General features: G+C 66.6%; 20 protein-coding genes and 1 pseudogene. 13 read left to right on the top strand and 8 right to left on the bottom strand.

The genetic code is table 11. From position 1 onward, the window contains the following. Positions 1-8: 8 nt before the first annotated feature. Positions 9-416 (bottom strand): FixH family protein, encoded by a 408-nt coding sequence (locus AWC31_RS14175; RefSeq protein ID WP_085144845.1) that lies wholly within the window; start codon positions 414-416, stop codon positions 9-11. Further along, positions 413-1825, bottom strand: a complete 1413-nt coding sequence (locus AWC31_RS14170; RefSeq protein ID WP_234816854.1) for a DUF8832 domain-containing protein — start codon at positions 1823-1825, stop codon at positions 413-415. Before AWC31_RS14170 ends, AWC31_RS14175 begins: the two co-directional genes overlap by 4 nt. Positions 1826-1951: 126 nt before the next feature. On the opposite strand from AWC31_RS14170, the gene rph reads away from it, so the two are divergent. Beyond that, positions 1952-4393, top strand: a complete 2442-nt coding sequence (gene rph / locus AWC31_RS14165) for a rifamycin-inactivating phosphotransferase (protein ID WP_085144844.1) — start codon at positions 1952-1954, stop codon at positions 4391-4393. Positions 4394-4472: 79 nt separating this feature from the next. Here rph and AWC31_RS14160 read toward each other — a convergent pair whose 3' ends face one another. Further along, a complete protein-coding gene (locus AWC31_RS14160; RefSeq protein WP_085144843.1) occupies positions 4473-5579 on the bottom strand; it encodes an epoxide hydrolase family protein in 1107 nt (368 codons plus the stop codon). A gap of 41 nt (positions 5580-5620) precedes the next feature. Here AWC31_RS14160 and AWC31_RS14155 point away from each other — a divergent pair, with 41 nt between their 5' ends. Beyond that, entirely contained in the window at positions 5621-6445 is an 825-nt protein-coding gene (locus tag AWC31_RS14155) for a nitrilase-related carbon-nitrogen hydrolase (protein WP_234816853.1), read from the top strand. Here the strand turns inward: AWC31_RS14155 and AWC31_RS14150 are convergent. Beyond that, positions 6433-7332, bottom strand: a complete 900-nt coding sequence (locus AWC31_RS14150; RefSeq protein ID WP_085144842.1) for a LuxR C-terminal-related transcriptional regulator — start codon at positions 7330-7332, stop codon at positions 6433-6435. The genes AWC31_RS14155 and AWC31_RS14150 overlap by 13 nt on opposite strands. Positions 7333-7339: 7 nt before the next feature. Between AWC31_RS14150 and AWC31_RS14145 the strand changes: the two genes are divergently transcribed. Both AWC31_RS14145 and AWC31_RS14140 read left to right on the top strand, forming a co-directional pair. Beyond that, on the top strand, positions 7340-9037 hold the full coding sequence (locus tag AWC31_RS14145; protein ID WP_374214048.1) for an AMP-binding protein: 1698 nt from the start codon (positions 7340-7342) through the stop codon (positions 9035-9037). Continuing rightward, positions 9034-10647, top strand: coding sequence for an AMP-binding protein (locus AWC31_RS14140; RefSeq protein ID WP_085144840.1), 1614 nt, complete (start codon positions 9034-9036; stop codon positions 10645-10647). Before AWC31_RS14145 ends, AWC31_RS14140 begins: the two co-directional genes overlap by 4 nt. 28 nt (positions 10648-10675) lie before the next feature. On the opposite strand, the gene AWC31_RS14135 is transcribed toward AWC31_RS14140, so the two are convergent. Next, on the bottom strand, positions 10676-11428 hold the full coding sequence (locus AWC31_RS14135; protein WP_085144878.1) for an IclR family transcriptional regulator: 753 nt from the start codon (positions 11426-11428) through the stop codon (positions 10676-10678). Beyond that, on the bottom strand, positions 11425-12888 hold the full coding sequence (locus AWC31_RS14130; protein WP_085144839.1) for an APC family permease: 1464 nt from the start codon (positions 12886-12888) through the stop codon (positions 11425-11427). The genes AWC31_RS14135 and AWC31_RS14130 overlap by 4 nt, the downstream gene beginning before the upstream one ends. 217 nt (positions 12889-13105) lie before the next feature. Here AWC31_RS14130 and AWC31_RS37405 point away from each other — a divergent pair, with 217 nt between their 5' ends. From AWC31_RS37405 to AWC31_RS14110, 5 genes are all read left to right on the top strand, one after another. Then, positions 13106-13252, top strand: a complete 147-nt coding sequence (locus AWC31_RS37405; protein WP_165765964.1) for a hypothetical protein — start codon at positions 13106-13108, stop codon at positions 13250-13252. Between the two features lie 107 nt (positions 13253-13359). After that, complete coding sequence (locus AWC31_RS14125) at positions 13360-14820, top strand: APC family permease (RefSeq protein WP_085144838.1); 1461 nt, start codon at positions 13360-13362, stop codon at positions 14818-14820. After that, on the top strand, positions 14817-16742 hold the full coding sequence (locus AWC31_RS14120; RefSeq protein WP_085144837.1) for a primary-amine oxidase: 1926 nt from the start codon (positions 14817-14819) through the stop codon (positions 16740-16742). The genes AWC31_RS14125 and AWC31_RS14120 overlap by 4 nt, the downstream gene beginning before the upstream one ends. A 3-nt stretch (positions 16743-16745) precedes the next feature. Then, positions 16746-17147 carry a hypothetical protein gene (locus tag AWC31_RS14115; RefSeq protein WP_067846100.1) on the top strand — a complete coding sequence of 134 codons (402 nt, stop codon included), beginning with the start codon at positions 16746-16748 and terminating at the stop codon, positions 17145-17147. Between the two features lie 26 nt (positions 17148-17173). After that, positions 17174-17620, top strand: a complete 447-nt coding sequence (locus AWC31_RS14110; protein WP_085144836.1) for a hypothetical protein — start codon at positions 17174-17176, stop codon at positions 17618-17620. Between the two features lie 116 nt (positions 17621-17736). Here the strand turns inward: AWC31_RS14110 and AWC31_RS14105 are convergent, their stop codons facing one another. Next, entirely contained in the window at positions 17737-18189 is a 453-nt protein-coding gene (locus tag AWC31_RS14105; RefSeq protein WP_085144835.1) for an STAS domain-containing protein, read from the bottom strand. Between the two features lie 224 nt (positions 18190-18413). Here AWC31_RS14105 and AWC31_RS38220 point away from each other — a divergent pair. Beyond that, a pseudogene (locus AWC31_RS38220) lies at positions 18414-18980 on the top strand (TetR/AcrR family transcriptional regulator); the annotation flags it as partial. Next, on the top strand, positions 18972-19520 hold the full coding sequence (locus AWC31_RS38215; RefSeq protein ID WP_308204522.1) for an MEDS domain-containing protein: 549 nt from the start codon (positions 18972-18974) through the stop codon (positions 19518-19520). The pseudogene AWC31_RS38220 and the gene AWC31_RS38215, both read left to right, overlap by 9 nt. A gap of 4 nt (positions 19521-19524) precedes the next feature. Here AWC31_RS38215 and AWC31_RS14095 read toward each other — a convergent pair whose 3' ends face one another. Beyond that, entirely contained in the window at positions 19525-20211 is a 687-nt protein-coding gene (locus tag AWC31_RS14095) for a hypothetical protein (protein ID WP_234816852.1), read from the bottom strand. 55 nt (positions 20212-20266) lie between these two features. Here AWC31_RS14095 and AWC31_RS14090 point away from each other — a divergent pair, with 55 nt between their 5' ends. Together AWC31_RS14090 and AWC31_RS14085 are read left to right on the top strand one after the other, a co-directional pair. Next, a complete protein-coding gene (locus AWC31_RS14090; RefSeq protein ID WP_085144832.1) occupies positions 20267-20995 on the top strand; it encodes an ATP-binding cassette domain-containing protein in 729 nt (242 codons plus the stop codon). Between the two features lie 14 nt (positions 20996-21009). Further along, on the top strand, positions 21010-23004 hold the full coding sequence (locus AWC31_RS14085) for a YhgE/Pip domain-containing protein (RefSeq protein ID WP_085144877.1): 1995 nt from the start codon (positions 21010-21012) through the stop codon (positions 23002-23004). The last annotated feature ends 359 nt before the right edge of the window (positions 23005-23363 follow it).

The raw sequence follows: 23363 nt of genomic DNA, 5'->3' as shown, positions 1-23363 counted from the left end.
TGCCCTTCCTAGCCGTTGGTGGTGACGCTGAACACCGCGTTGTGTGTCTGTGTCCCGGAGGTGATTCGGACCGTGATCTCCCATTGCCCCGGCATCGACAGGTCCACGTCACCGCGGTACCGGCCGTCGCCTTCGGCGGTTGCGACCACAGGTGTTGTGGCATGACCCATTTGAGGCATGGCGGGTTCGAAACTCACCGTGTCGGGTGTCGGCGCCTCGTCACCGCTGCCGGTTATCTCGACCGTGACCGGACCGGTGCCGACCTTCGGCGGATCGCCGATCAACCGCACCTGGTAGGGGCCCGCGGTGACAGCGGCGGCGCTCGGGGCAGCGGATGTGGGCCACAACAGCCACCCCACACCGGCCGCGACGGCGACGACCACAACGGTGGTGACGAGCAGACGTTGGCGGCTCACCGGACCTCGACTTCGGTTGGCGCGGTAAGGATGGCGTAGTCGCGTTCGGCTTGCACCCACACCTTGTAGCGGCCGGGAAGCGCGAACGTGTAGGTGAATTCGACCTCGGGACCGTACCGCGCCACCGATTCGTCGGGCTGGCCGCCTGCGGCGCCGGGAGCGGGCGGCACCATGGCATGCGCATGTGACCACACCGGGGCGACGAGAGCGTGGTCGCCGATGTCGGTCGCGGCGCCCGCGGGTAGCGGACCGATCACCATCATGTGTCCGGTCATCCCGAGCCAGGGCTGCAGATCGGCGGTGTCCCCGAACCGCGCGCGGACAGTGCTGGGTGTCCCGGCCTTGGCGATGGTCGTGGTGATTTCGCCTGCCGAGATCGTTTCCACCCGGGAGGGTGCGTCGGGCGACCGGCCGGTCACCGAGGCGCGCACCAGTTGCACTCCGCCACCGCGACGGGCGATTTCGGCGGCGATTGCATAGGTGCCGGATTCGGCGGGATGGAACTGGACTTCGTAGCGGCCCGGCGCAACCCGCACGGGATGCAGGTGTGACATGGCGCCTGACGGCGAGACGACGATGAGGTGGATCAACGCTCCATGGTGGATCAGCAGGTCGTCGACCGGTCGGCCGGTGGACGAGTCGATGAGGCCGAGCTGCATCGTCTGGCCGTGCATTGTCACGGCCAGGTTGACCGGCGGCCGCGAATAGTCCACCGGGGTCAGGGAATTCGATGCGATGCGGGCGTACGGGTCACGTATGTTGTCGAGGGTGGGGTCGAGATCCTGCCCCGGCTGCGGCGGTGGCGGCGAATACGCCGACAGCACCGCCCCGGTCACCGCGACCGTCAGTGCGACGACCATCCCGGTCGCCGGGATCAACGCGACCCAACTGCGGCGCGACCGCAGCGCCACGCCCAACGAAACGATGAGCAGCGCGCCCGCCGCGAAGAAGCCGTAGTCGCTTGCCTTCTTCCACGGCGGGATCACTTGCACCGGAACGAGAAACGGGATGCGGGCCACCGTGGTTCCGTCGTCGACGAGCAGTTCCCACGGCCCGGCCCGGTCGACGTTCAGCGTCGTCGAATAGATGCCGGGGCGCGGCCCGAGCTCGATCTGTCCGCTGCTCGTGGCGGTTCCGCCCGAGGTGGCGGTGAGTTGCAGTGGTCCGGGCGCATCGCCCTGGTGGGTGACCACGTCGACATGCAACGGACCGAGAACCGGTCCGACGCGTCGGATGACGACCGTGAGTTCGCGGCCGCCAAGCGATTGCGCGACGTGGATATCGGTGTCCGACCCGGCGCCGTCGGCTCGCACCGTGGGAGCCCACAGCAGCAGTGTCATCCCCACCAGAATGCCCACCAACAGCACGCGTGTCAGTGGGGTTTTCCCCCAAGCGGATACCAGGCCCACCAAGCCAGTATTAGCAAATTGCTCGTGTTGCCTTCATTCTAGCTGGATTCCGGGGCGCTCATGAGACGCGAAATCTTGGTCCATAATCGCCGTTCGCAAGCCGAGAACGATGGGGGAGCAGCGGTAATGGCTTATGTGGTTGGTCTTGACGAGGTTGACCGGACGTCGGTCGCGATGGTCGGCGGCAAGGGCGCGCGGCTCGGCGAGTTGTCCGGCATCGCGGGGGTGCAGGTGCCCGATGGCTTCTGCGTGACGACCGAGGCCTTTCGACGGTTCATGGCCGACGTGCCGCCAGGAGGGAGCATCGACGAGACCGAGATGCCCGCCGACATCGCGGCCGCGGTCATCGACGCACTCGAGCGCGTCGGCGTGGACGGCTCGTATGCCGTTCGCTCGAGCGCGACGACGGAGGATTCGGCGGCCGCGTCGTTCGCAGGCCAGCTCGACTCGTATTTGAACGTCGTCGGACCGGCGGCGGTGCTCGACCACGTCAAGCGGTGCTGGGCCTCGCTGTTCACCGAGCGGGCCATGGTCTACCGGCAGCGCACCGGCGTCGACCACCGGCAGGTCCACATGGCGGTGGTCGTGCAGCGCATGGTGCCCGCGCAAGCGGCGGGCGTCCTGTTCACCGCGGATCCCGTGTCCGGTCACCGTAGGGTCGCCGCGATCGAGGCCGTATTCGGCCTCGGCGAGGCCCTGGTGTCCGGGCGGGCCGAGCCGGACCGCTACACGGTCCGCGACGGCGAGGTCGTGGCCAGGATCGCCACAGAACACCCGACGCTCAACGATGCGCAAGCCCTACGTTTGAGCGAGTTGGGCCGGCGCATCGAAGCCCACTTCGGTTGTCCGCAAGACATCGAATGGTGCCTGCTCGACGATGCTTTCCACATCGTTCAGGCTCGGCCGATCACCACGCTGTTCCCGATTCCCGAGCAGCAGGACGGTCAGAACCACGTCTACCTCTCGGTCGGCCATCAGCAGATGATGACCGACCCGATGAAGCCCCTCGGCCTGTCGGTATGGCAGTTGACGACGCCCCGGCCGATGGCCGAGGCCGGCGGCCGGTTGTTCGTCGACGTCGCGAAACTGCTGCAGTCGCCACGCAGCCGCGCGAACTTCCTCGCCGGTTTCGGCAGATCCGATCCGTTGATCGCCGACGCCCTGCGGACGGTTCTCGACCGCGGGTTCATCGACACCGTGCCCGACGTGGATCAGGAGCCGGCGCCGAGCGCGGCGCAGGCCGCGATCGAAACGGACCCGGCCGTGGTCGTCGAGCTCATCGAGGAGAACCAGGCGGCCGTCGCCGCACTGCGATGCAACATCCAGACGAAGTCCGGACCCGAACTGCTCGACTTCATCCGGGCCGACATCGCGGACCTGCAGCAGACGCTGTTCGCTCCACGCAGCCATCAGGTGATCATGGCCGGCATGGACGCAGCCCAATGGCTCAACGACCACCTACAGGAGTGGCTGGGGGAGAAGAACGCGGCCGACGTCCTGACGCAGTCGGTGCCGCACAACGTCACGTCGGAGATGGGCCTGGCGCTGCTCGATGTCGCCGACGCGATACGACCGCATCCCGAGGTGGTGGCGTTCCTGCGCCGCGTCGCGGCCGAGGGCAGCGACGACCTCGCCGATCTCACGACAGTCGCCGGCGGGCTCGACGCACACCAAGCGTTCGAGGCATTCCTCGACAAATACGGCATGCGTTGCGTCGGCGAGATCGACATCACCAGGCCGCGCTGGCGCGAACGGCCGGCCACGCTCGTGCCGACGATCCTCGCCAACGTCGACAACTTCGAGCCGGGTGCGGCCGCGCGGCGCTTCGAGGAGGGTCTGCGGCAAGCGGATTCGAAGGAACGCGAGCTGTTGGGGCGACTGCGCGCCCTGCCCGATGGCGAGCGCAAGGCCGCCGAGACCGAACGCATGATCAGGCGCGTCCGCAATTTCGCCGGATACCGCGAATACCCCAAGTACGGCATGGTCAGCCGCTATTTCATCTACAAGCAAGCACTGCTCAGGGAGGCCGGCCGCCTCGTCGAGGCCCAGGTTCTGCACGCGCCCGACGACGTCTTCTACCTCAGGTTCGACGAACTCTACGAGGTCATGCGCACCAACTCAGCAGACCATGAACTCATCCAGGACCGCCGGTCGGCATTTCAGACCTACGAGGCCCTGAGACCGCCGCGGGTTCTGACGTCCGACGGCGAGGCCGTCGCCGGGTCTTACCGGCGCGCCGACCTTCCGCCGGACGCCCTCGTGGGCCTGGCCGTTTCGGCAGGCACCGTCGAGGGCCGGGCACGGGTCGTCGTCGACATCGAACAGGCTCAACTCGAACCCGGCGACATCCTCGTCACGGCATACACCGACCCAAGCTGGACGCCGCTGTTCGTCGGAATCGCGGGTCTGGTGACCGAAGTGGGCGGCCTGATGACCCACGGCGCCGTGATCGCCCGCGAATACGGGCTCCCTGCCGTCGTCGGCGTAGAGAACGCCACCACGCTGATCCGCGACGGGCAGCGCATCCGGCTGCACGGAACCGAGGGTTACGTCGAGATGCTCAGCTAGCTGCCCTGGCGCGAGCAGACGCGGAAGTACCCTTTTCTCAACAATTTTGGGCACCCCCGCGTCTGCTCGGCAGAAGAACTCAGCGCACGGTGTCGAAGAACTTGCGCACATCCTCGACGTACAGTTCGGGCTGTTCGAATGCCGCGAAGTGCCCGCCGCGGGGCATCGTCGTGAAGTGCGTGACGTTGTAGCTGGTCTCGCACCAACTCCGCGGCGCGCGCAGGATCTCCTTCGGGAACGAGGCCACGCCGGTGGGCAGGGTCACGTAGTCGCCTGCCCCGAAGGTGTCGTGGCTTTCCCAGTACAGCCGGGCCGACGACGCGGCCGAGGCCGTCACCCAATAGAGCATGACGTTGTCGAGCAGTTCGTCGCGGCTGAGCACGTTCTCGGGATGCCCGTCGCAATCCATCCACGACCAGAACTTCTCGACGATCCACGCGAGCTGGCCGACGGGGGAGTCCACGAGCCCGTAGCCCACGGTCTGCGGCCGGGTCGACTGCTGCTTCATGTAGCCCGAATCCCACTTGCGGTAGTAGTCGATGCGGGCCAGCGCCTTCTGCAGGTCCTCGGTCATTTCACCGACGCCTTCTGCGGGTGGCTGCGCGATCGGCATATTCACATGGATCCCAACGCAATTGCCGACGTTACGGCCGATCTGCGTCGTGACGGCCGCGCCCCAGTCGCCGCCTTGCGCGCCGTACCGGTCATATCCCAGCCGGGCCATGAGGGTGTCCCACGCCTGGGCGATCTTGCCGATGCCCCATCCGGTCGTCGTGGGCTTGCCGGAGAATCCGTAGCCCGGCAGCGACGGGCACACCACGTGAAAGCCGGCCTCGGTCAACGGTTCGATCACCTTGTGGAATTCGACGATCGATCCCGGCCAGCCGTGCGTGATGACGAGCGGAAACGCGTCCTCGCGCGTCGAGCGCTGGTGAATGAAGTGGATATCGAGCCCGTCGATCTCGGTGGTGTAGTGGTCGAACCGGTTGAGCGCGGCTTCCCGCGACCGCCAGTCGTATTCGGTGGCCCAGTACTCGGCGAGGTCGCGCGTGTAGCTCAGCGGTATGCCCTGAGTCCAGTCGTCGACGCATTCCGGCTCGGGCCAGCGGGTGCGCGACAGGCGCTGCTTGAGGTCGTCGAGATCGGCGTCGGGTACGGCGATGCGGAACGGGCGGATCGGGCTCATGCGTCAAACCTCCATGGCGGATCGGAGCATAAGGTGACTCTATGGTGCGAAGGCAACTGCGCGTCTCGGCCGTGACGCCGGACATCATCATCGGTGATCTCGACGGCAACCTTGCGCGGGTGCGCGACGTCCTGCGGGCGACGAACTCGAGCGATCCGCATCTGGTGGTGTTCCCCGAGCTGATGACCAGTGGGTACGTGTTCACCGATGTCGACGAGGCCAGGACGCTGGCACTTCGCGCCGACGACGAACGGTTGACCGCGCTGGCCGACGACGTGCCGGACGGCACGGTCGCGGTGGTCGGATTCTGCGAGGTGGCCGATGACACGTTGTACAACTCGGCGATGGTGTTCGGCGACGGCCGCGTCCTCGGCTGCTATCGCAAGGCTCATCTGTGGGCTGCCGAGTCCAGTGTCTTCGCCACGGGTTCGGAGGCCGGAACCCTAATCGACACCCCCATCGGCAAACTCGGCGTCGCGATCTGTTACGACAACGAATTCCCCGAGCTGCCAAGGAGACTGGCCCTGGGTGGAGCCGAGATCCTGGCGCTTCCGGTGAACTGGCCGCTGGCTGACCGCCCCGACGGTGAGCATGCTCCCGAAACCATCCAGGCAATGGCGGCCGCGCGTGCGTCGCAGCTACCCATCGTGGTTGCTGACCGGCGCGGTGAGGAGCGTGGCGTTCAATGGACCGGCGGCACCGCCGTGATTGGGGCGGACGGCTGGATCAAGGCAACGCCGGAGGGCGAAGGAACGGTCGCCACGGCAATGCTCGATCTGACCGGTGTCAAGGCGATCAACGAGTTCAACGACGTGTTCGCCGACCGCAGGCCAGAGCTCTACCGGGACATCGTTCAGGGAATCTGACGCAGCCGCCGCGCCTTGGACACGGCCTCGTGCCTGCTGTGGGCACCGAGTTTGCTTGACGCACTGCGCAGATAGCTCTTGACGGTTTCCGGCTTCAGTGAAAGACGTTGGGCTGCCTCGGCGTTGGTGCAGCCCAACGCGATCTGTGACAGCACGTCGACCTCGCGCGCGGTCAGCGGCGTGGCCGTGGGGACGTCCCCGGACAGTGCGCGGGCCAGCCGGTCGGCCAGCTCGCCGAGCTGCGTGGCGAGCGGCTTGGACGCGTGCGCGGCGATCCTGCGCAGATCGGCGTGTACCTCGCGGATCTGTTCGGCACTGGCGACGTTGTCGCCGAAGTGCGCGAGGTGCGCTTCGCGCATGCGCATGCGCCGGTCGACCTCGTCGCGCACGGAGAGTTCGTGGCTCAGCCGTCGGGCCGAGGCCACCATGGCGGCAGCCGTCCGGTCCCCGATCGGGGCCGATTGCCGGTACGCGCCGTACAGGACGGCCCGAGCCTCACCGTCCACGACAACCGGCACCGCCAGGATCGAACGGATGCCCTCGGACAGCACCGGGCCGTCGTAGTCATGGGTGATGGCCGACGCGTGCCGGTAGTCGGCCACCGAGATCGGTCGCCGGGCCACCATGGTCGCCCCGCCCAGACCGGCGCTCGGCCGCACCGCGAGGCCGCGCATCGCGCTCGTGCGGGTCCCGAAGAACTCGCTGAGCAGCAACGTGTCGCCGTGTACCTCGCCGCCGAACGTCAACGGCAAACCCGTCTCACCTGCCATTTGGCGCAGCTCGGCACGCACCGCGTCGGCATCGCGCGGTCGCAGCAACGTCGGTCGGACGGGCACGGGCAATACCCTCTTTCGGGGGTGGCGAGGGACAAGTGTGACGTAGAGCATAGCTGTCATGAATGTCGACATGACCAACACGGACCGCTACCGCAGCGCCCGCGACGAGCTCGTCGCGAGCATCGCCGATTACGACAAGGCCGTCGAGACATTCGCCTGGCCCGAGCTGAGCGGGACGTTCAACTGGGCGATCGACTGGTTCGACACGATCGCGAGAGACAATCCGCGCACCGCGCTGTGGATCGTCGAGGAGGACGGCACCGAGCGGAAGGTCAGCTTCGCCGACATGGCCGAGCGCTCCGACCGCGTCGCGGCCTGGCTGAAAAACCTCGGCGTCGGCAAGGGTGACCGGGTGATCCTCATGCTCGGTAACCAGGTCGAGCTGTGGGAGGCGATGCTGGCGATCGCCAAACTGGGCGGCGTCATCATGCCGACCACAGGCGCCCTCGGCCCCGCTGACCTCGCCGACCGCATCAGCCGCGGTGGCGCACGGTTCGCGATCGCCAACGCCGCCGATACGGGCAAGTTCGCCGACGTGCCCGGTGACTACACGCGCATCGTCGTCGGCGGTCCGGCCGAGGGCTGGCACGACTACTCCGATGCGTACGCGGTCGAGCCGGTTCGGTTCGAAGCCACCACGACGGTCGACGACACGATGCTCATCTACTTCACGTCCGGCACCACCAGTAAGCCCAAGCTCGTCGAACACTCCCAGGTCAGCTATCCCGTCGGGCACCTGTCGACCATGGCGTGGATCGGCGTGAAGCCCGGCGACGTGCACCTCGCGATCAGCTCGCCGGGCTGGGCCAAGCACGCCTGGAGCTGCTTCTTCGCGCCGTGGATCGCCGAGGCGACGATCTTCGTCTACAACTACAGCCGATTCGACGCCGCCGCGCTGCTGCACCAGCTGCGCCGGGCGAAGGTCAACACGTTCTGTGCCCCGCCGACCGTCTGGCGCATGCTCATCCAGTCCGACCTGGGTGACAAGCCTGAGGGGCTGCGCGAGATCCTCGGTGCCGGTGAACCGCTCAACCCGGACGTCATCGCGCAGGTCGAGAACGCCTGGGGCTTGACCATCCGCGACGGCTTCGGGCAGACCGAGACCACCCTGCAGGTCGGCAACACCCCGGGCCAGCCGGTCAAGCCGGGCTCGATGGGCCGGCCCATGCCGGGCGTCCCGGTCGTGCTCGTCGACCCGATCACCGGTGAGCTCGCCGATGAGGGCGAGATCTGCCTGGACCTCTCGGCGAATCCGCGCAACCTCATGACGGGCTACCTCGGTGATCCGCAGCGCAACGAAGCCGTCATGGCCGGTGGCTACTACCACACCGGTGACGTCGCCAGCCGCGACGCCGACGGGTACATCACCTACATCGGGCGCACCGACGACGTGTTCAAATCCAGCGACTACAAGGTGTCACCGTTCGAGTTGGAGAGCGTGCTCATCGAACATCCGGCCGTCGTGGAGGCCGCGGTGGTGCCCCAGCCCGACGACACCCGCCTGGCGGTGCCCAAGGCCTACGTGGCGCTGGCCGAGGGGTGGGAAGCCAACGCCGACACCGCGAAAGAGGTCATGGCCTACGCCCGCGACCACCTCGCGCCGTACCTGAAGGTGCGCCGAGTCGAGTTCTTCGACCTGCCCAAGACGATCTCCGGCAAGATCCGCCGCGTCGAGCTGCGCAAGCGTGAAGACGTGGCACACCAAGCCGGCGAACAGATTTCGACCGAATACCGATACGAGGATTTGCTGGGATGACGATCTCCTATGACGCCGGGCCCACCGATGCGCCCCTGCTCGAGGACACCATCGGCGCGAACTTCGAACGGGTCGCCGCCGGCCGGCCGGAGGGCGAGGCGCTCGTGGACGTGGCCTCAGGCCGACGCTGGACCTATGCCGAGCTCAACGCCGAGATCGACACGGTGGCCCGCGGTTTGATGACCCTCGGCATCGAGAAGGGCGATCGGGTCGGGATCTGGGCGCCGAACTGTGCCGAGTGGGTGATGGTTCAGTTCGCGTCGGCGAAGATCGGCGCGATCCTGGTCAACATCAATCCGGCCTACCGCACACACGAACTCGCATACGTGCTCAAGCAATCCGGCGTGCGGACGCTGGTCTCGGCCACGTCGTTCAAGACCTCGGACTACGTGGCGATGGTCACCGAGGTGCGCCCACAGTGCCCGGCGCTGACCGACGTCGTGTTCCTCCGCACCGAGGACTGGGACCGGCTCTGCGCCGATCAGGTCGACGACGAACAGCTGCGCAAACGGCTCGCCGGCCTGGCCAACACCGATCCCATCAACATCCAATACACGTCAGGGACAACGGGTTTCCCCAAAGGCGCGACCCTGAGTCACCGCAACATCCTCAACAACGGGTACTTCGTCACCGAGCTCATCAACCTCACATCCGAGGACCGGCTGTGCATCCCGGTGCCGTTCTATCACTGCTTCGGCATGGTCATGGGCACGCTGGGGGCGATCTCGCACGCCGCGACGATCGTCATCCCCGCGCCGGGGTTCGATCCCGGCGCGACACTGGCCGCGATCGAGTCCGAGCGTTGCACCGGTGTGTACGGCGTGCCGACGATGTTCATCGCGATGCTCGGGCATCCCGACTTCGCGAGCTTCGATCTGTCCACCTTGCGAACCGGCATCATGGCCGGCTCGGTCTGTCCGGTCGAGGTGATGAAACGCGTTGTGGCCGACATGCACATGGCCGAGGTGGCGATCTGCTACGGCATGACCGAAACGTCCCCGGTGTCCTGTCAGACGTTGTTCGACGACGATCTCGAGCGCCGTACCGCCACGATCGGCCGGGCGCACCCGCATGTCGAGATCAAGATCGTCGATCCTGATACCGGCGAAACCGTGGAACGCGGTCAACCCGGTGAGTTCTGCACGCGGGGTTATTCGGTCATGCTGGGCTACTGGGACGACGAGACCAAGACTCATGAGGCCGTGGACGACGAGAACTGGATGCACACCGGCGATCTCGCGGTCATGCGCGAGGACGGCTACTGCACGATCGTGGGCCGCATCAAGGATATGGTGATCCGCGGCGGCGAGAACGTCTATCCGCGCGAGATCGAGGAGTTCCTCTACACCCATCCCGATATCGACGATGCCCAGGTGATCGGAGTTCCCGACGACAAGTACGGCGAGGAGATCTGCGCCTGGATCCGGATGAAGCCGGGCCGGGACCCCCTGGACGCCGATGCGGTACGGGCTTTCGCGACCGGCAAGCTGGCGCACTACAAGATCCCACGCTATGTGCACATCGTCGACGAATTTCCGATGACGGTCACCGGCAAGATCCGCAAGGTCGACATGCGCGCCGAGAGCGTGCGGATTCTGGGACTCGATTAGGTTCCACCGGTCCGATCCGCCGAGCGTTTCACGCCAACAGCGGGCTCAACCTCGACGCGTATTCGGCCAGCGTCGGTACCTGACGCAGAAGCAGCTGATCCTGATCGGCCCGCCCAGACATCGCGAGTGCCGCCACGAGCGCACCGGCAGGTGAGCGCACCGGCACCGCGATGCACGCGGAATCGCCGCGCAGTTCACCGGTTTGCGTGGCGACACCACGGCCACGGATGGTCTCCAACTGCTCGGCGAGCGCGGACCGCGACGTCACCGTGCCATCGGTCAAGGCCCTCAAGGGGTATGTCAGCAGCTCGTCGGCATCGCGCTTCTCGGCCAGCAGCAGCTTGCCCACCGCACAGGCGTGCAGATGGTGGTTCAGCACCGATTCCTCTGCGGGCGGCGGATATTCGTCATCGGAGTCGGCGATGCGCACCGACGTGTTGGTGAAATAGAACAGGTGCACCCCGAACCGCACCGACAGCCTGAGCTCGGCGAGGGCATCGCGGGCGGCCGTACAGACGCTGGGCGATACCGCGGCGTCGATCAACACGCCCATCCGGGGCCCGAGTGAGAAGCCCGAGAGATCGGGGAGGCGCACGATGTAGCCGTCTGCGACAAGGAGATTGAGCAGACGGTAGGTCGTGGCCGACGGCATCGACAGCTGTTCGGCGATCTCTTTCGCCGTCACGCCAACCCCGGCGAGCGCGACCGCTTCCAAGACCTGCAGCGCGCTCTGCACGGCCTTGGGCTGACGACCCGAGAGCGCACCGTCGGCGGGGCTCATCGGCGCACCTCCCACGGGTTGTAGTCCGCGAACACGTCGCCGGCGACGGTTTCGTCGAACACGCCGACCCGCTCGGCAAGGTCGGGGACTGCGCGGTGCCGGACCGCGAAGACCACGAAACCTGTTGCCAGAAGCGCACAGTACACCGCGGTGGCGATCCACACCGGGGATTCGACAGTCAGTGCGGCCCAGCCGATGATCGCGACCATCATGGCCGCGGTGGCCAGCCCGATCACCAAGGGCGTCCGCGTGAGTTCGCCGATGCGCCGCAGGAATGCCGGGGTGGCAAGACACACGAGCAGGTAGGCGCCGATGTACCCGTGCGCCGAGACCGCGAGCAGCCCGACGAGCACCTCGCGGCTGGAACCGGAGATGAACAGATAGCAGACCGGAACCGCGACGATGACCGGCACGGCCAGGCACAGGGCGACATGCGGCGTGCGGTACGCGCGGTGGGCGTGACCGATCCGCTCTGACACCACACCTTCACGCCCCATCGCGAACAGCGTGCGCGACAGCGCGGTCGTCGACCCGATGACGCACGCGAACCACGACGCGGTGATGCCGAGCTCCATCACGATCGACAACACCACCGAGGCGGTATTCGCCGATTCTGGCAGCGTGAGCACGATCGGGACCGATCCGATGCCGGCCCGGATGCTGCCCGTGGATTGCATTGCGGCCGCGAAGGTATAGAGCACACCGAGCGCGAGGGGCGTCCAGCGGATGGCGCGCGTGACGGTGAGAAACGGCCGCTGGGCTTCGCGGGCGACGGTGCCCGCGCTCTCGAACCCGACGTACGACGTGATCGCGAGCAGCAGCGCGAAGCCCAACGCCGGATGAGCCTCGGCGGCGGATGTTTTCGGCGGGTCATGCCCCCCGGTCACCGATCCGGTGAACGCGATGATCAACACCGCCGCCGCGGCGGCGATCGCGAACACCTCGATTGCCAAGGTGATTCGCGCCGACAGCCGAATACCGCGCACCATGAGGATCAGCGCCACGGCGCCGACGAGGACTGCCAGCACCGCGACGGTGACCTGCGTGCCGGGCACGCCCAGCCGGCTCAGCAGCGCCGTGAGATAGCTTGCCGCGCCGAGTGTGCTGGCCATGGCTGCCGCGGCGTAGCCGATGACGACAGACCAGCCGGCGGCGATGCCCGGGATGGGCCCGAGACCTTTGACCGTATAGCTGTAGAGACCGCTCACCGCGACCATGCGCGTCGAGAACTGGGTGACGCAGTAGCCGACGGCCGTCATCAGCAGGGCCGTCACCACGAACACGGCCAGCGTCGCGCCGCCGGCCGCGGGCATGACGAGCGCGGGCAACGTCACCATGACCGCCGAAGGTGCCACCGCCGACACCGACTGGCCCAGCACTTGTACGAACGACAACTGCGCGCGCCGGAGCCCCGAGACCGGCGAGCTGCTCCTCATCCCTTTCCGGGGTTGCCGTCCCATCCGTCGCAACGTAGCCGATCACCCGTGGCGGTCACAGCGTTGTCAGGTAAATCTTCTACAACTTCAAATGAGAATCCACGGCCGCCGCGGCCCCGAATCGGCGATGTGCCGGACGCCGGCGCACCGTCAACTGCGAATACTCCGCACGTCGAATGAGAATTCGAAGACGTCGTCAAATGAGAATCCGGAATGGCCGAATACCCATTCGAAATAAGTGGTGACGCGCACCACAACGACGCGTAATTATGGCCTGCATGACAACTGCGCTCAGCGGGCCGACGCTTCGACTCCGGCTGGAGCCGAACTCGGCGAGGGCGCGATCGCCGAATACACCCAGACGAAAGCCGTCAACATCGCACTCTGAATTCCCGCTCAAATGAGAATCCGGTATTCCGGCCATTCTCATTTGAACCCACAAAAGTCTTACCGCACCGCAACCACCGCACATTCAATTGCACCGAAAGTAATGCCATGACAACTGATGCAGTACTCGTGCCAGGCGTGGCCACCGGCGGTCAGGGTCGCCGGCTGGCGGGCCGGCTGGGCCCCACCGCGATCGTGTTCATGGTCGTGGCGGCTGCCGCACCGCTGACCGTCGTAGCCGGGACCTTCCCGATCGGCATCGCCGCGGGCAACGGCCCCGCCTTCCCGGCGTCCTACGTGGTGTGTACCGCTGTCCTGCTGCTGTTCGCGGTCGGCTTCACCGCGATGGCCCGCCACATCCGCGGCGCGGGGGCGTTCTACACCTACATCGCGCACGGCTTCGGTCGCCATGTCGGTCTCGGCGCGGCGTTCCTGGCGCTGCTGTCCTACACCGCGGTCCAGGGCGGGGTCTACGGCTACATCGGCGCGGCGCTCGACGGCTTCGTGACCGCGCACGGGGGACCGTCGGTGCCCTGGTATCTGTACGCGCTGGCGATGCTGGCCGTGGTCGGCATGCTCGGCTACCGCCACATCGAACTGTCCGGCAAGGTGCTCGGCATCTTGCTGGTCTGCGAGGTCGGCATCGTCCTGGTGATCAACCTCGCGGTGATCGGCCGTGGTGGCGCGGAAGGGCTGTCGACGGCGGTGCTGCACCCGGGCAACTTCTTCGCAGGCGCTCCGGGCATCGCGCTGATCTTCGCGCTCGCCGGCTACATCGGCTTCGAGGCCACCGCGGTGTTCCGGGACGAGGCCCGTGATCCGGCGCGCACCATCCCGCGCGCCACGTACGTGGCGCTGCTGCTGATCGGCGGCTTCTACGCGCTGAGCAGTTGGGCGATGGTCAGCGCCTGGGGCGACGGCGGCGTGGTGGCCATGGCCGCCGACAACCCGGAGGGAATCCTGACCGAGACCGCGACCCGCTACGTCGGATCGGTCACCGGAGACCTCGTCCAGATCTTTTTGATCACAAGCCTTTTCGCGGCGTTGCTGTCGTTCCACAACGTGCTGTCGCGCTACATCTTCTCGCTCGGCAACACGCGGGCGTTGCCGCAGCGCTGCGGTCGTTCCCACATCCGGCACTCGTCGCCGCACATCGCGTCGGTCGTGCAGACCGTCTCCGCGCTCGTGCTCATCGTGGCATCGGTGCTGACCCGCCTCGACCCGGTGACGCAGGTGTTCGCGTGGTTCGTCGGTACGGCATCGGTCGGCATCGTCGTGCTGATGACGCTGACGTCCGCGGCCGTCGTCGTGTATTTCCGCCGCACGCGGTTCGACACGCGGGTCTGGCACACGCTGATCGCACCCGGCCTCGGCTTCCTCGGTCTGGCCGCACTGTCGGTCCTGACCGCCGCGAACCTGCCGCTGCTCGTCGGCGGCTCGGCCACCCTTGCCGCAGTCATCGGCGTGCTGCTGGCTGGAACCTTCCTCGGCGGCGCCGCGGTCGCGGTACTGCGCCCGCACGCCGGTCATCACGAAAACCCTGAAATCGCAAAGGAGATCGCACAATGACTGCCACCATCGAACCCGCTCAGAAGACCGACGCCCCCGATCACCCGCTCACACCGCTGAGCGCCGACGAGATCCGCGCCGTGCGTCGCATCGTCGCCGACAACGGTCTGCTCGGCGACAGCGTGCGCTTCGTCTACGTCGCGCTCGACGAGCCGCACAAGAACACCGTGCTCGCGTACACGCCGGGCGACCCGATCGACCGCAACGCCCGGGTTTTGCTTCTGGACCGCGCCACCGGGCAGGGCAGCGATCTCGTCGTGTCGATCACCGGCGAGCGCATCGTCACCCAGGTGTCGGTCGACAGCGCGGTCGACGGCCACGTGCCCATCCTGGATCAGGAATTCGAGGACATCGAGTCGTTCCTGCTCGAGTGCCCCGAATGGGTCGAGGCCATGCGCAAGCGCGATCTGGAGCCGGCCAACGTGCGCGCGGTTCCGCTGTCAGCCGGAGTGTTCGGACACGAGGACGAAGTCGGCCGGCGCATCGTACGGGTACTCGGTTTCTACCAGTACGACGCCGCCGACCTGCCGTGGGCGCACCCGATCGACGGCGTGGTGGCCTACGTCGACCTCACCAAGCGCACGGTCGTCAAGGTCATCGACGAGATCGCGTTGCCGCTGCCCGCCGAGCGCGGTCAGTGGGATGCCGAACCGCACGCCACGCCCGTCCGGACGGATCTGAAGCCCATCGAGATCACTCAACCCGAAGGGCCGAGCTTCAGCGTCGACGGCAACCAGATCACCTGGGCCGATTGGAAATTCCGGTTCGGGTTCGACGTGCGCGAGGGGCTGACGCTGCATCAGCTGTCGATCGACGGCCGTCCGGTCGTCTACCGCGCGTCGATCGCCGAGATGGTGGTGCCCTATGCAGATCCCTCGCCGGTCCGCTACTGGCAGAACTACTTCGATCAGGGCGAGTACCTGTTCGGTCGCTACACCAACTCGCTGGAACTGGGCTGTGACTGCCTCGGCGAGATCCAGTACTTCGACGTGACGATCGCCGACGAGGACGGTCATCCGAGGCTCATGAAGAACGCGATCTGTTTGCACGAAGAGGATTTCGGGGTGCTCTGGAAGCACACCGACCTGTTCAACGGCATGGCCGAGGTGCGTCGTTCGCGTCGTCTGGTCATCTCGTTCTTCCTGACGATCGGCAACTACGACTACGGCTTCTACTGGTACCTGTACCTCGACGGCACGATCGAGCTGGAAGCGAAGGCCACCGGCATCGTGTTCTCGTCGGCCTACCGCGGTCCCGACGGGTACGCCACCGAGATGGCTCCCGGCCTCGGTGCGCCGTTCCACCAGCATCTGTTCTCCGCCCGCCTGGACATGGCGGTGGACGGCAACACCAACACGGTCGAGGAAGTCGACGCGGTGGCGGTACCGGTCGGCCCGGACAACCCGTGGGGCAACGCATTCCGCCCGCAGAAGACCAAGCTGACACGCGAATCACAGGCGATGCGCGTCGCCGACAACCTCAAGGCCAGGGTCTGGCACATCACCAACCCGACCAAGCAGAACCGGCTCGGCCAGAACGTCGGCTACGCACTGCATCCGGAGGGCCAACCGGTGTTGCTGGCCGACCCGTCGAGTTCGATCGCCAAGCGGGCGGCGTTCTCCACGAAGCATCTCTGGGTGACGAAATACGATCCGGCCGAACGGTATCCGGCAGGCCAGTTCGTCAACCAGCACCCGGGCAATGCGGGGCTGCCGTCCTACGTCGCGCAGGACCGCGACATCGACGGTGAGGACGTCGTGGTGTGGCACACCTTCGGCCTGACGCACTTCCCGCGGCCCGAGGACTGGCCGGTCATGCCGGTGGACTACGCCGGGTTCAAGCTCAAGCCGGTCAGCTTCTTCGACCGAAATCCCGCGTTGAACGTTCCGGCGGCGCCGAAGTCCCATTGCTGCGAGGATTGAGCCATGTCTACCGTCCACACGACCGCCGTCCTCGGGCGGCGGTCGTGTGCGGTGCTCGCGGCGAGTTCGGCGTTACTGCACGTCTACATGCTCACCCACGCCCCGAATCCGGTGGCCGGTGGTTTGCTCGCGGCGATGATCGCCGGATGTCTGTACTGCGCGCGTGATCTGTGGCGGCGCGGCACGCCGGGAATCTGGTGCACCGTGGCGCTGATGAACCTCGCGATGGTCGCGTTGCACACCCCGATGCCCGCGCACCATCACGGCGCCGGACCGGCCGCGCTGCCCGCACAGTCGACCGTGATGACGCTGACCGTGATGCTGGCCCTCGCGGAGGTCACGATCGCCGGGGTCGTGCTCTACTGCCTCACGCGCCATCGGTCGGTCACCCCGCCGGTGCGGTGAACGGTCCACGGCCATAATTGGCGTACGTGTGGACTCCGACGCTCGTCCTGATCGCTACCACGACACTTCTCGCCTGCGCACTGCTGGGCGGGGGCCTCTACGAAGTCCTGGTGATCGACCCCGCATGGCCGAAACGTCCCGGCATCATCCAGGCACATAACGGCGGAATCTCCCGGCGGCGGTTCTGGATTCCCGTCCATACGGTCTTCGAGGTTCTGCTGATCGTCACGCTGATCGCCGCCTGGGGCCACCCCGACGTCAGGCTCGCACTCCTGATCGCACTCGCCGCCCATGTGGTGATGCGGGTGTGGTCACTGGCCGACTTCGTGCCCAAGGCGGTGGCGTTCGAGAAGGCCGATCCGGTCGGCGTCGACGAGGCCGCCGCCGTCCGCTGGACCAGGCGCAGTGTGTTGCGGCTGCCGCTCGACGCGGTCACGTGTGTGGCGATGTTGACGGCATTGGTCACGGCGTGAAAACCGTTCCTCCAAACCAGGTTGGGACTCCGGCCACCAGGGAATGTATGGAGTGGCCGGAGCTGGCTGGTTGCGTCTGTGCTCTCGGCAAGGCGATGTGCGGATGCAATCCGGCGTTAAGCACCTAGCGTTGATCCCACATTGCCGTCCCCCGTCGCGGTCGCGGTGGCAGCGTCATGAAGTGCGGCATCGAGGTTCTGGTAGGTGTCGAAGCTGCTGCGGTGACCACTGATCTCCAGCAGGCGATCGACACAGCGCACACCGGCGACCAGTCGGAATCGGCTTGAGGCGGCCCGGTTCTCGGTCCAGGTTTGAGCTTGGAGCAAAGCCTGCAAGCCGGCGACACCGAGAAATTCGATGCGGGACAGGTCGACCACAACGGTCCTCGGGCCGGCGTCGAGTGCCTCGAGCAAACTGCTTCTGAACTCATCGGCCGTGCAGGCGTCCAGCGCTCCGCTGATCGAGCACAACGTGACGCCGGGCCACGGCTGGCTCGCGGCAAAGCCGAAAATGGTGGATTTGGTGGGTATGGGCTGCTTGCTCTTTGTGGGGGCAATGAGGTGAGACATCCAGACCTCCGGTCATGGATCGTTTGGTGTTCGGCTCCGCCCAACCCGATGTCTACATGCGAGGCGGCCAGTCCCGGACCACGTCATCAGGGCTATTGCCGTGGACGGTTGCCGGTACCTCGGCTGCGTCTCAACCGTCCCTCATTCCTATCACGGACAGACCGGTCTGTACACCGGTGCAGCACCAAGGTCTATGCTCGACGGATGGCGGGTAGGTGACCGCGATGAACGCGCGTGAACGGATATTGGCGACGGCCTACGAACTGTTCGCCCGGCGCGGCGTCCGCGATGTCGGCATCGATGAGGTGATCGCCCGGGCGGGCGTCGCCAAGGCCTCGCTCTACAAGCATTTCCGCAGCAAAGACGAGCTGGTGCTGGCGTTCCTGGAACGCCGGGAACAACTCTGGACCCGGGAGTTCCTCGAGCAGCAGTCGGACCGGCGCGGCGTCAGCGCCGAAGAGCAACTCCTGGCGATCTTCGACGTCCTCGACGAATGGTTCGCCGACGAGGAATTCGAGGCCTGCTCGTTCGTCAACGTCTTGTTGGAGATGCGGGCAGGTCATCCGGCGGGGCGGGCGGCCATCGCCTACTTGGAGAACATCCGAGCGATCGTGCGGCAGCGGGCGCTGAAGGCCGGTCTACGGGATCCCGATGAGTTCGCCCGCAGTTGGCACATGCCGATGACGGGTTCGATCGTCGCCGCCGCCGAAGGTGACCGACGCGCGGCGCGGCGTGCCAGAGTGATGGCCCGTGCCTTGATCGAGGCACACCGGACCGTCGCGGTGCCGGAGCCTGCACGCCCCCACGATCACGTCGTCAACTTCTACGACACCGACGACGACATGGTCGACGACGTGAGCCGGTTCCTGGGTGCCGGCCTGTCCGCCGGTGAGGCGGTGGTGGTGATCGCGACCGCTGAGCATCGAGAGTCGATGTCCGCCAAGCTGACTGCGGACGGTATCGATCTGGCGGCGGCTCGTGCCGACGGCCGCTATCGGTGTCACGACGCCGCAGAGACGCTGGCGGCCTTCACCGTCGACGGTGCGTTGAGCCAAGAACGGTTCGTCGAAGTGATCGGCGGAGTCATCGCCGACGCCTCGTCGGGCGGTCGTCACGTGCGGGCGTTCGGCGAGATGGTGGCCCTGCTGTGGGCCGACGGCAACGTGCCAGGAGCGCTGGGGCTCGAAGCCATGTGGAACGACCTCGCCCGCACCGCGAAATTCTCGTTGTACTGCGCCTATCCGACGGGCATCGTCAGCCGTGCCGGCGATCTCGACGGCAGGCAGCGGATCTGTGCCGAGCATTCCGGAGTCGTGGCCCCACGCGGTTAGCGGCTCAGGCCTCCAGCTCTCCGAGGATCTTGCGCTCGATGCTCGCCCGTGTCGTCACCGGGAGCACGACGAGGCCGTCGAGTTCCTTCTGTGCCCGCGTGTAAGCGTTCTGGCGTTCCTGGGGTGTGGCGCCGTCGTCGGACGCGAGCCGCAGGAGTTGTTGGGCCCGTGCCAGCCGCTCCTGGGCTTCGGCCGAGAAATCGCTGCGTCGCCGGCGGATCGCCTCGGCCTCGGCGATGTCGAAGGCCGTCACGTACTCGTGCACCGCATCGCGGTATTCGAGTTGCGCAGGGCGGTCGAGGTCGGCGACATCGTCGGGCCGTAACAGGTCGGCCCGGCTTCGTGCCTTGTGGAAGGCGATCGTCAACGGGTCGCGCATATCGGTCATCACCGGGAAATCGAGGAGTTTGGCGATGTCGATCTCGTAATCGAGCCAGCGGGCATTCGTGCGATCGTGCTGCTCGAGGAGCTTCGTCATCTCGCGCTGGTGCGCAGCGTCGGCCGACTTCGCCGCCCCGGCCGCGCGAGCCATCTCGATCTTGGTCTGCTGCTTGATGCGGTACCGCTCGAGCCGCCGCTCGGCACGCCGCTCGTTGGCGGCTGCGACGGCCTTGATGCCGCCGCCGACCATCCCGCCCAGCGGAAAGATCAGCCACCAGAAATTCCCTGCGAAATGCAGCAGAGGCTCCACAAATCCCAGAATGCCATTCCCTGTGCGGGCCTTACGGATGTGTTGTGATTGGGCCATGTCGCAGCTAAGTCCCGAGCCTGACGCCGACGAGGACGAGCAAAGACCACCGGCCATCACAGCACGGGCGCTCACGATGCACGGGCCGTGGGGGCCGGTGTACGGCCCGATCGACCTCGACATCGCCGAAGGCGGCGTCACGGTGCTCGTCGCGCCATCGGGTTCGGGCCGCACGGCGTTGTTGATGACGCTTGCGGGTCGCATGCGCCCGGCGGGCGGTGCGCTGACAGTGTTCGGGCGCACCCGGGCCCGCGACATCTTCCGCGTCGCGGCGTTGGCCGGTATCGATGAGATCGACACGGTGTCCGAATCGGTGACGGTGCGCGACCTCATCACCGAGCAACGCCGTTGGGACGCCGCCTGGTATCGCTTGGTGCGCCGTGCCGACGAGAACGATCTCGCCGCACTGTGCGCGCCGGTGTTCGGCGATCTGCCGCTGCCACCGCTCACGGAGTACTTCGACGCCCTCACCGAACTCGACCAGATCCTGCTGCGCGTCGCCCTGGCCAACACCGCCAGGCCGCCGCTGTTGGTGGTCGGCAATCTCGACCACCTCACCGATGACCGCAACCGGATCCTGCTGCTGGACCGGCTCCTCGCCCTCGGCGAGCAGCAAACCGTGATCACCGCAAACGTCAACGGGGTGGCCAACCCGGCCGTCACGCAACTGACCGTGCCCAACACGACGCCGGCCGAACTGGCCGCCGCGCAGAAAGGTGGCGAGTAGCCGTGCTAGCCGGAATGTCTCTGGGCACCGACCTCAAACGGTTCTCCCGCGGGGCGATGCCACGCATCGCGTTGGTGACGGTGATCCTCATGCCGCTGCTGTACGGCGCGATGTACCTGTGGGCGTTCTGGAACCCGTTCGGCGAGGTCAACAGGGTTCCGGTGGCACTGGTCAACGAGGATCAGGGCACCGTCGGCCAAGGGCAGGAGCTCAAGGCCGGCGATGAGGTCGCCGACGCCCTGGTCGATTCGGGCCAGCTGCAGCTGCACCGGGTTTCGGCCGCGGAGGCCGCCGATGGCGTTGCCAGCGGCAAGTACTACTTCTCCATCACGCTGCCGCCGGATTTCAGCGCCAACATCTCATCGCCGTCGGGCAGTTCGCCGCAGCAGGCCAAGATCCGGTTCACCTTCAACGACGCCAACAACTACCTGGGCTCGATCATCGGGCAGAACGCCGCGCGTGAAGTGCTCAACCAGATCAACGCCAAGATCGGGGAACGCACCGTCGGGACGGTTCTGACGGGACTGACCGACGCCGGTGCCGGGCTGGTGAAAGCGGCCGACGGCGCACAACAACTCGCGGACGGGACCACCGCGGCCAACGACGGTGCGCACCGTCTCGCCACCGGGGCCGACGCACTCACCACGGGTTTGGTGACCGCGCGAGACGGCTCGGCGCAATTGGCCGCGGGCACGCGCCAACTGTCGACGGCCGTCGACACCGCGACTGATCCGCTGCTCACGGTGCTCGACCGGGTCGGCGGCCTCGGCCTGGACCCCAACGAGGTCGGCATGGCCGCGCAGCGACTCTCTGGTGCGGTGCGCTCGACCACGGACCGCATCGCCGCGCTGAACATCGATCAGGCCCAGGCCGCCGCGATCGTCGACCAGGCGGTCGGCATCCTGCGCAACAGCCCAGACCCGACCGTGCGCGACACCGGCGAATTCCTGGCCGGCGCCCAGCGGCTGCTGAAGTCCCGCGGTATCGACCCTACGACCGATGACGGGCTGATCCGATTGCGTGACAACGCCGCTCAACTGGAGACCGAACTCGGCGACCCGAACAGCAAGCTGCGGACATTCATCACCAAGGCGCTCAATGGGGGCCTGCGCGCCGACGTCGTCAGGTTGCGCGACGGTGCGCATCAGCTCAACACCGGGGCGCAACAGCTCAACAGCGGTCTGGTCCAGCTGACCAACGGAAGCCGCCAATTGTCCAACGGTGCAGACGAACTCGCCAACGGCACCGAACAGCTCCAAGGCGGCAGTCAGCAGCTTGCCACCGCTCTTCGCGAGGGCTCGACACAGGTTCCGTCGTGGACGCCGCAGCAGCGCACCGAGGTCGCGCGGACCCTGGCGGCGCCCGTGGCGCTCGACATCCAGACCCACAACCCGGCCGCCACGTTCGGCACCGGGTTCGCGCCGTTCTTCCTGCCGCTCGCACTGTTCATCGGCGCCCTGATCATCTGGATGTTGTTGACGCCGTTGCAGGCTCGTCCTGTGGTCAACGGCCTCGGCGCGTTGCGGGTGGTGCTGGCGTCGTACTGGCCTGCGCTGCTCATCGTCGCCTGCCAGGTGGCGGTGATGTATGTGGTCGTGCACTTCGGCGTCGGCCTGCAGGCCAAGTACCCGTTGGCGACGGTCGCGTTCCTGGTGCTCGTCGGAGCCGCCTTCCTGGCGCTCATCCAGGCCTTCAACGCGCTGTTCGGAGTGTCGGTCGGCCGCGTGGTCACGCTGGCGTTCCTGATGCTGCAGCTCGTGTCGGCCGGCGGCATCTATCCCGTCGAGACCACGGCCAAACCGTTCCAGATCCTGCACCCCGTGGACCCGATGACCTACGCGGTCAACGGGCTTCGCCAACTGATCGTCGGCGGGATCGATTCCCGGCTGTGGATCGCGATCGCCGTGCTCGTCGGCCTGTTGGCGGTGTCGCTCGCCGCGAGTTCGTGGGCGGCCCGGCGAAACCGGCAGTACACGATGGATCGGCTGCATCCACCCATCGAAGTGTGAGAGGGCGCTCGCGTAGCCGTCACAGGGGAGCCGGGCCGGGGTGACCTCCTGCCCGGCTACTAGCGACAATGTCGCGGAAATCGCCTCTGCTGCATCGGCTATATCAATGGCCCCACGGGTTTTGGGTTCATCGGCCACAGAAATCTCTGGCGCAACATCAACCTCAGCAGTTGCGTGCCCGCATACGAGCGACATTGTCGCTCGCCAGCTGGGCAACGGATGACCTTGATTGTCAACGACATTCGTTGTGCGTCTACGCCGAGGGCTGCTGCCACATACTGACTTGTGGTGTCTCGGGACATCGCTGACACTTTTGTCTCGGGACATCGCTGACACTCATTGTGCCGGTTTGGGTTGGT

The sequence above is a fragment of the Mycolicibacterium wolinskyi genome (assembly GCF_002101965.1).
GTDB classification, from domain to species: Bacteria; Actinomycetota; Actinomycetes; order Mycobacteriales; family Mycobacteriaceae; genus Mycobacterium; species Mycobacterium wolinskyi.
This window is presented reverse-complemented; position numbering and strand designations above follow the sequence as displayed.

Coding starts and splice junctions, on each gene's coding strand:
- AWC31_RS14130 (WP_085144839.1), bottom strand. CDS start 12,888: ATGGGACGGCAACCCCGGAAAGGGATGAGGAGCAGCTCGCCGGTCTCG.
- AWC31_RS14155 (WP_234816853.1), top strand. CDS start 5,621: ATGGTGCGAAGGCAACTGCGCGTCTCGGCCGTGACGCCGGACATCATC.
- AWC31_RS14140 (WP_085144840.1), top strand. CDS start 9,034: ATGACGATCTCCTATGACGCCGGGCCCACCGATGCGCCCCTGCTCGAG.
- AWC31_RS14115 (WP_067846100.1), top strand. CDS start 16,746: ATGTCTACCGTCCACACGACCGCCGTCCTCGGGCGGCGGTCGTGTGCG.
- AWC31_RS14125 (WP_085144838.1), top strand. CDS start 13,360: ATGACAACTGATGCAGTACTCGTGCCAGGCGTGGCCACCGGCGGTCAG.
- AWC31_RS14135 (WP_085144878.1), bottom strand. CDS start 11,428: ATGAGCCCCGCCGACGGTGCGCTCTCGGGTCGTCAGCCCAAGGCCGTG.
- rph (WP_085144844.1), top strand. CDS start 1,952: ATGGCTTATGTGGTTGGTCTTGACGAGGTTGACCGGACGTCGGTCGCG.
- AWC31_RS14105 (WP_085144835.1), bottom strand. CDS start 18,189: ATGTCTCACCTCATTGCCCCCACAAAGAGCAAGCAGCCCATACCCACC.
- AWC31_RS14090 (WP_085144832.1), top strand. CDS start 20,267: ATGTCGCAGCTAAGTCCCGAGCCTGACGCCGACGAGGACGAGCAAAGA.
- AWC31_RS14150 (WP_085144842.1), bottom strand. CDS start 7,332: ATGCTCTACGTCACACTTGTCCCTCGCCACCCCCGAAAGAGGGTATTG.
- AWC31_RS14145 (WP_374214048.1), top strand. CDS start 7,340: ATGAATGTCGACATGACCAACACGGACCGCTACCGCAGCGCCCGCGAC.
- AWC31_RS14085 (WP_085144877.1), top strand. CDS start 21,010: ATGTCTCTGGGCACCGACCTCAAACGGTTCTCCCGCGGGGCGATGCCA.
- AWC31_RS14160 (WP_085144843.1), bottom strand. CDS start 5,579: ATGAGCCCGATCCGCCCGTTCCGCATCGCCGTACCCGACGCCGATCTC.
- AWC31_RS14120 (WP_085144837.1), top strand. CDS start 14,817: ATGACTGCCACCATCGAACCCGCTCAGAAGACCGACGCCCCCGATCAC.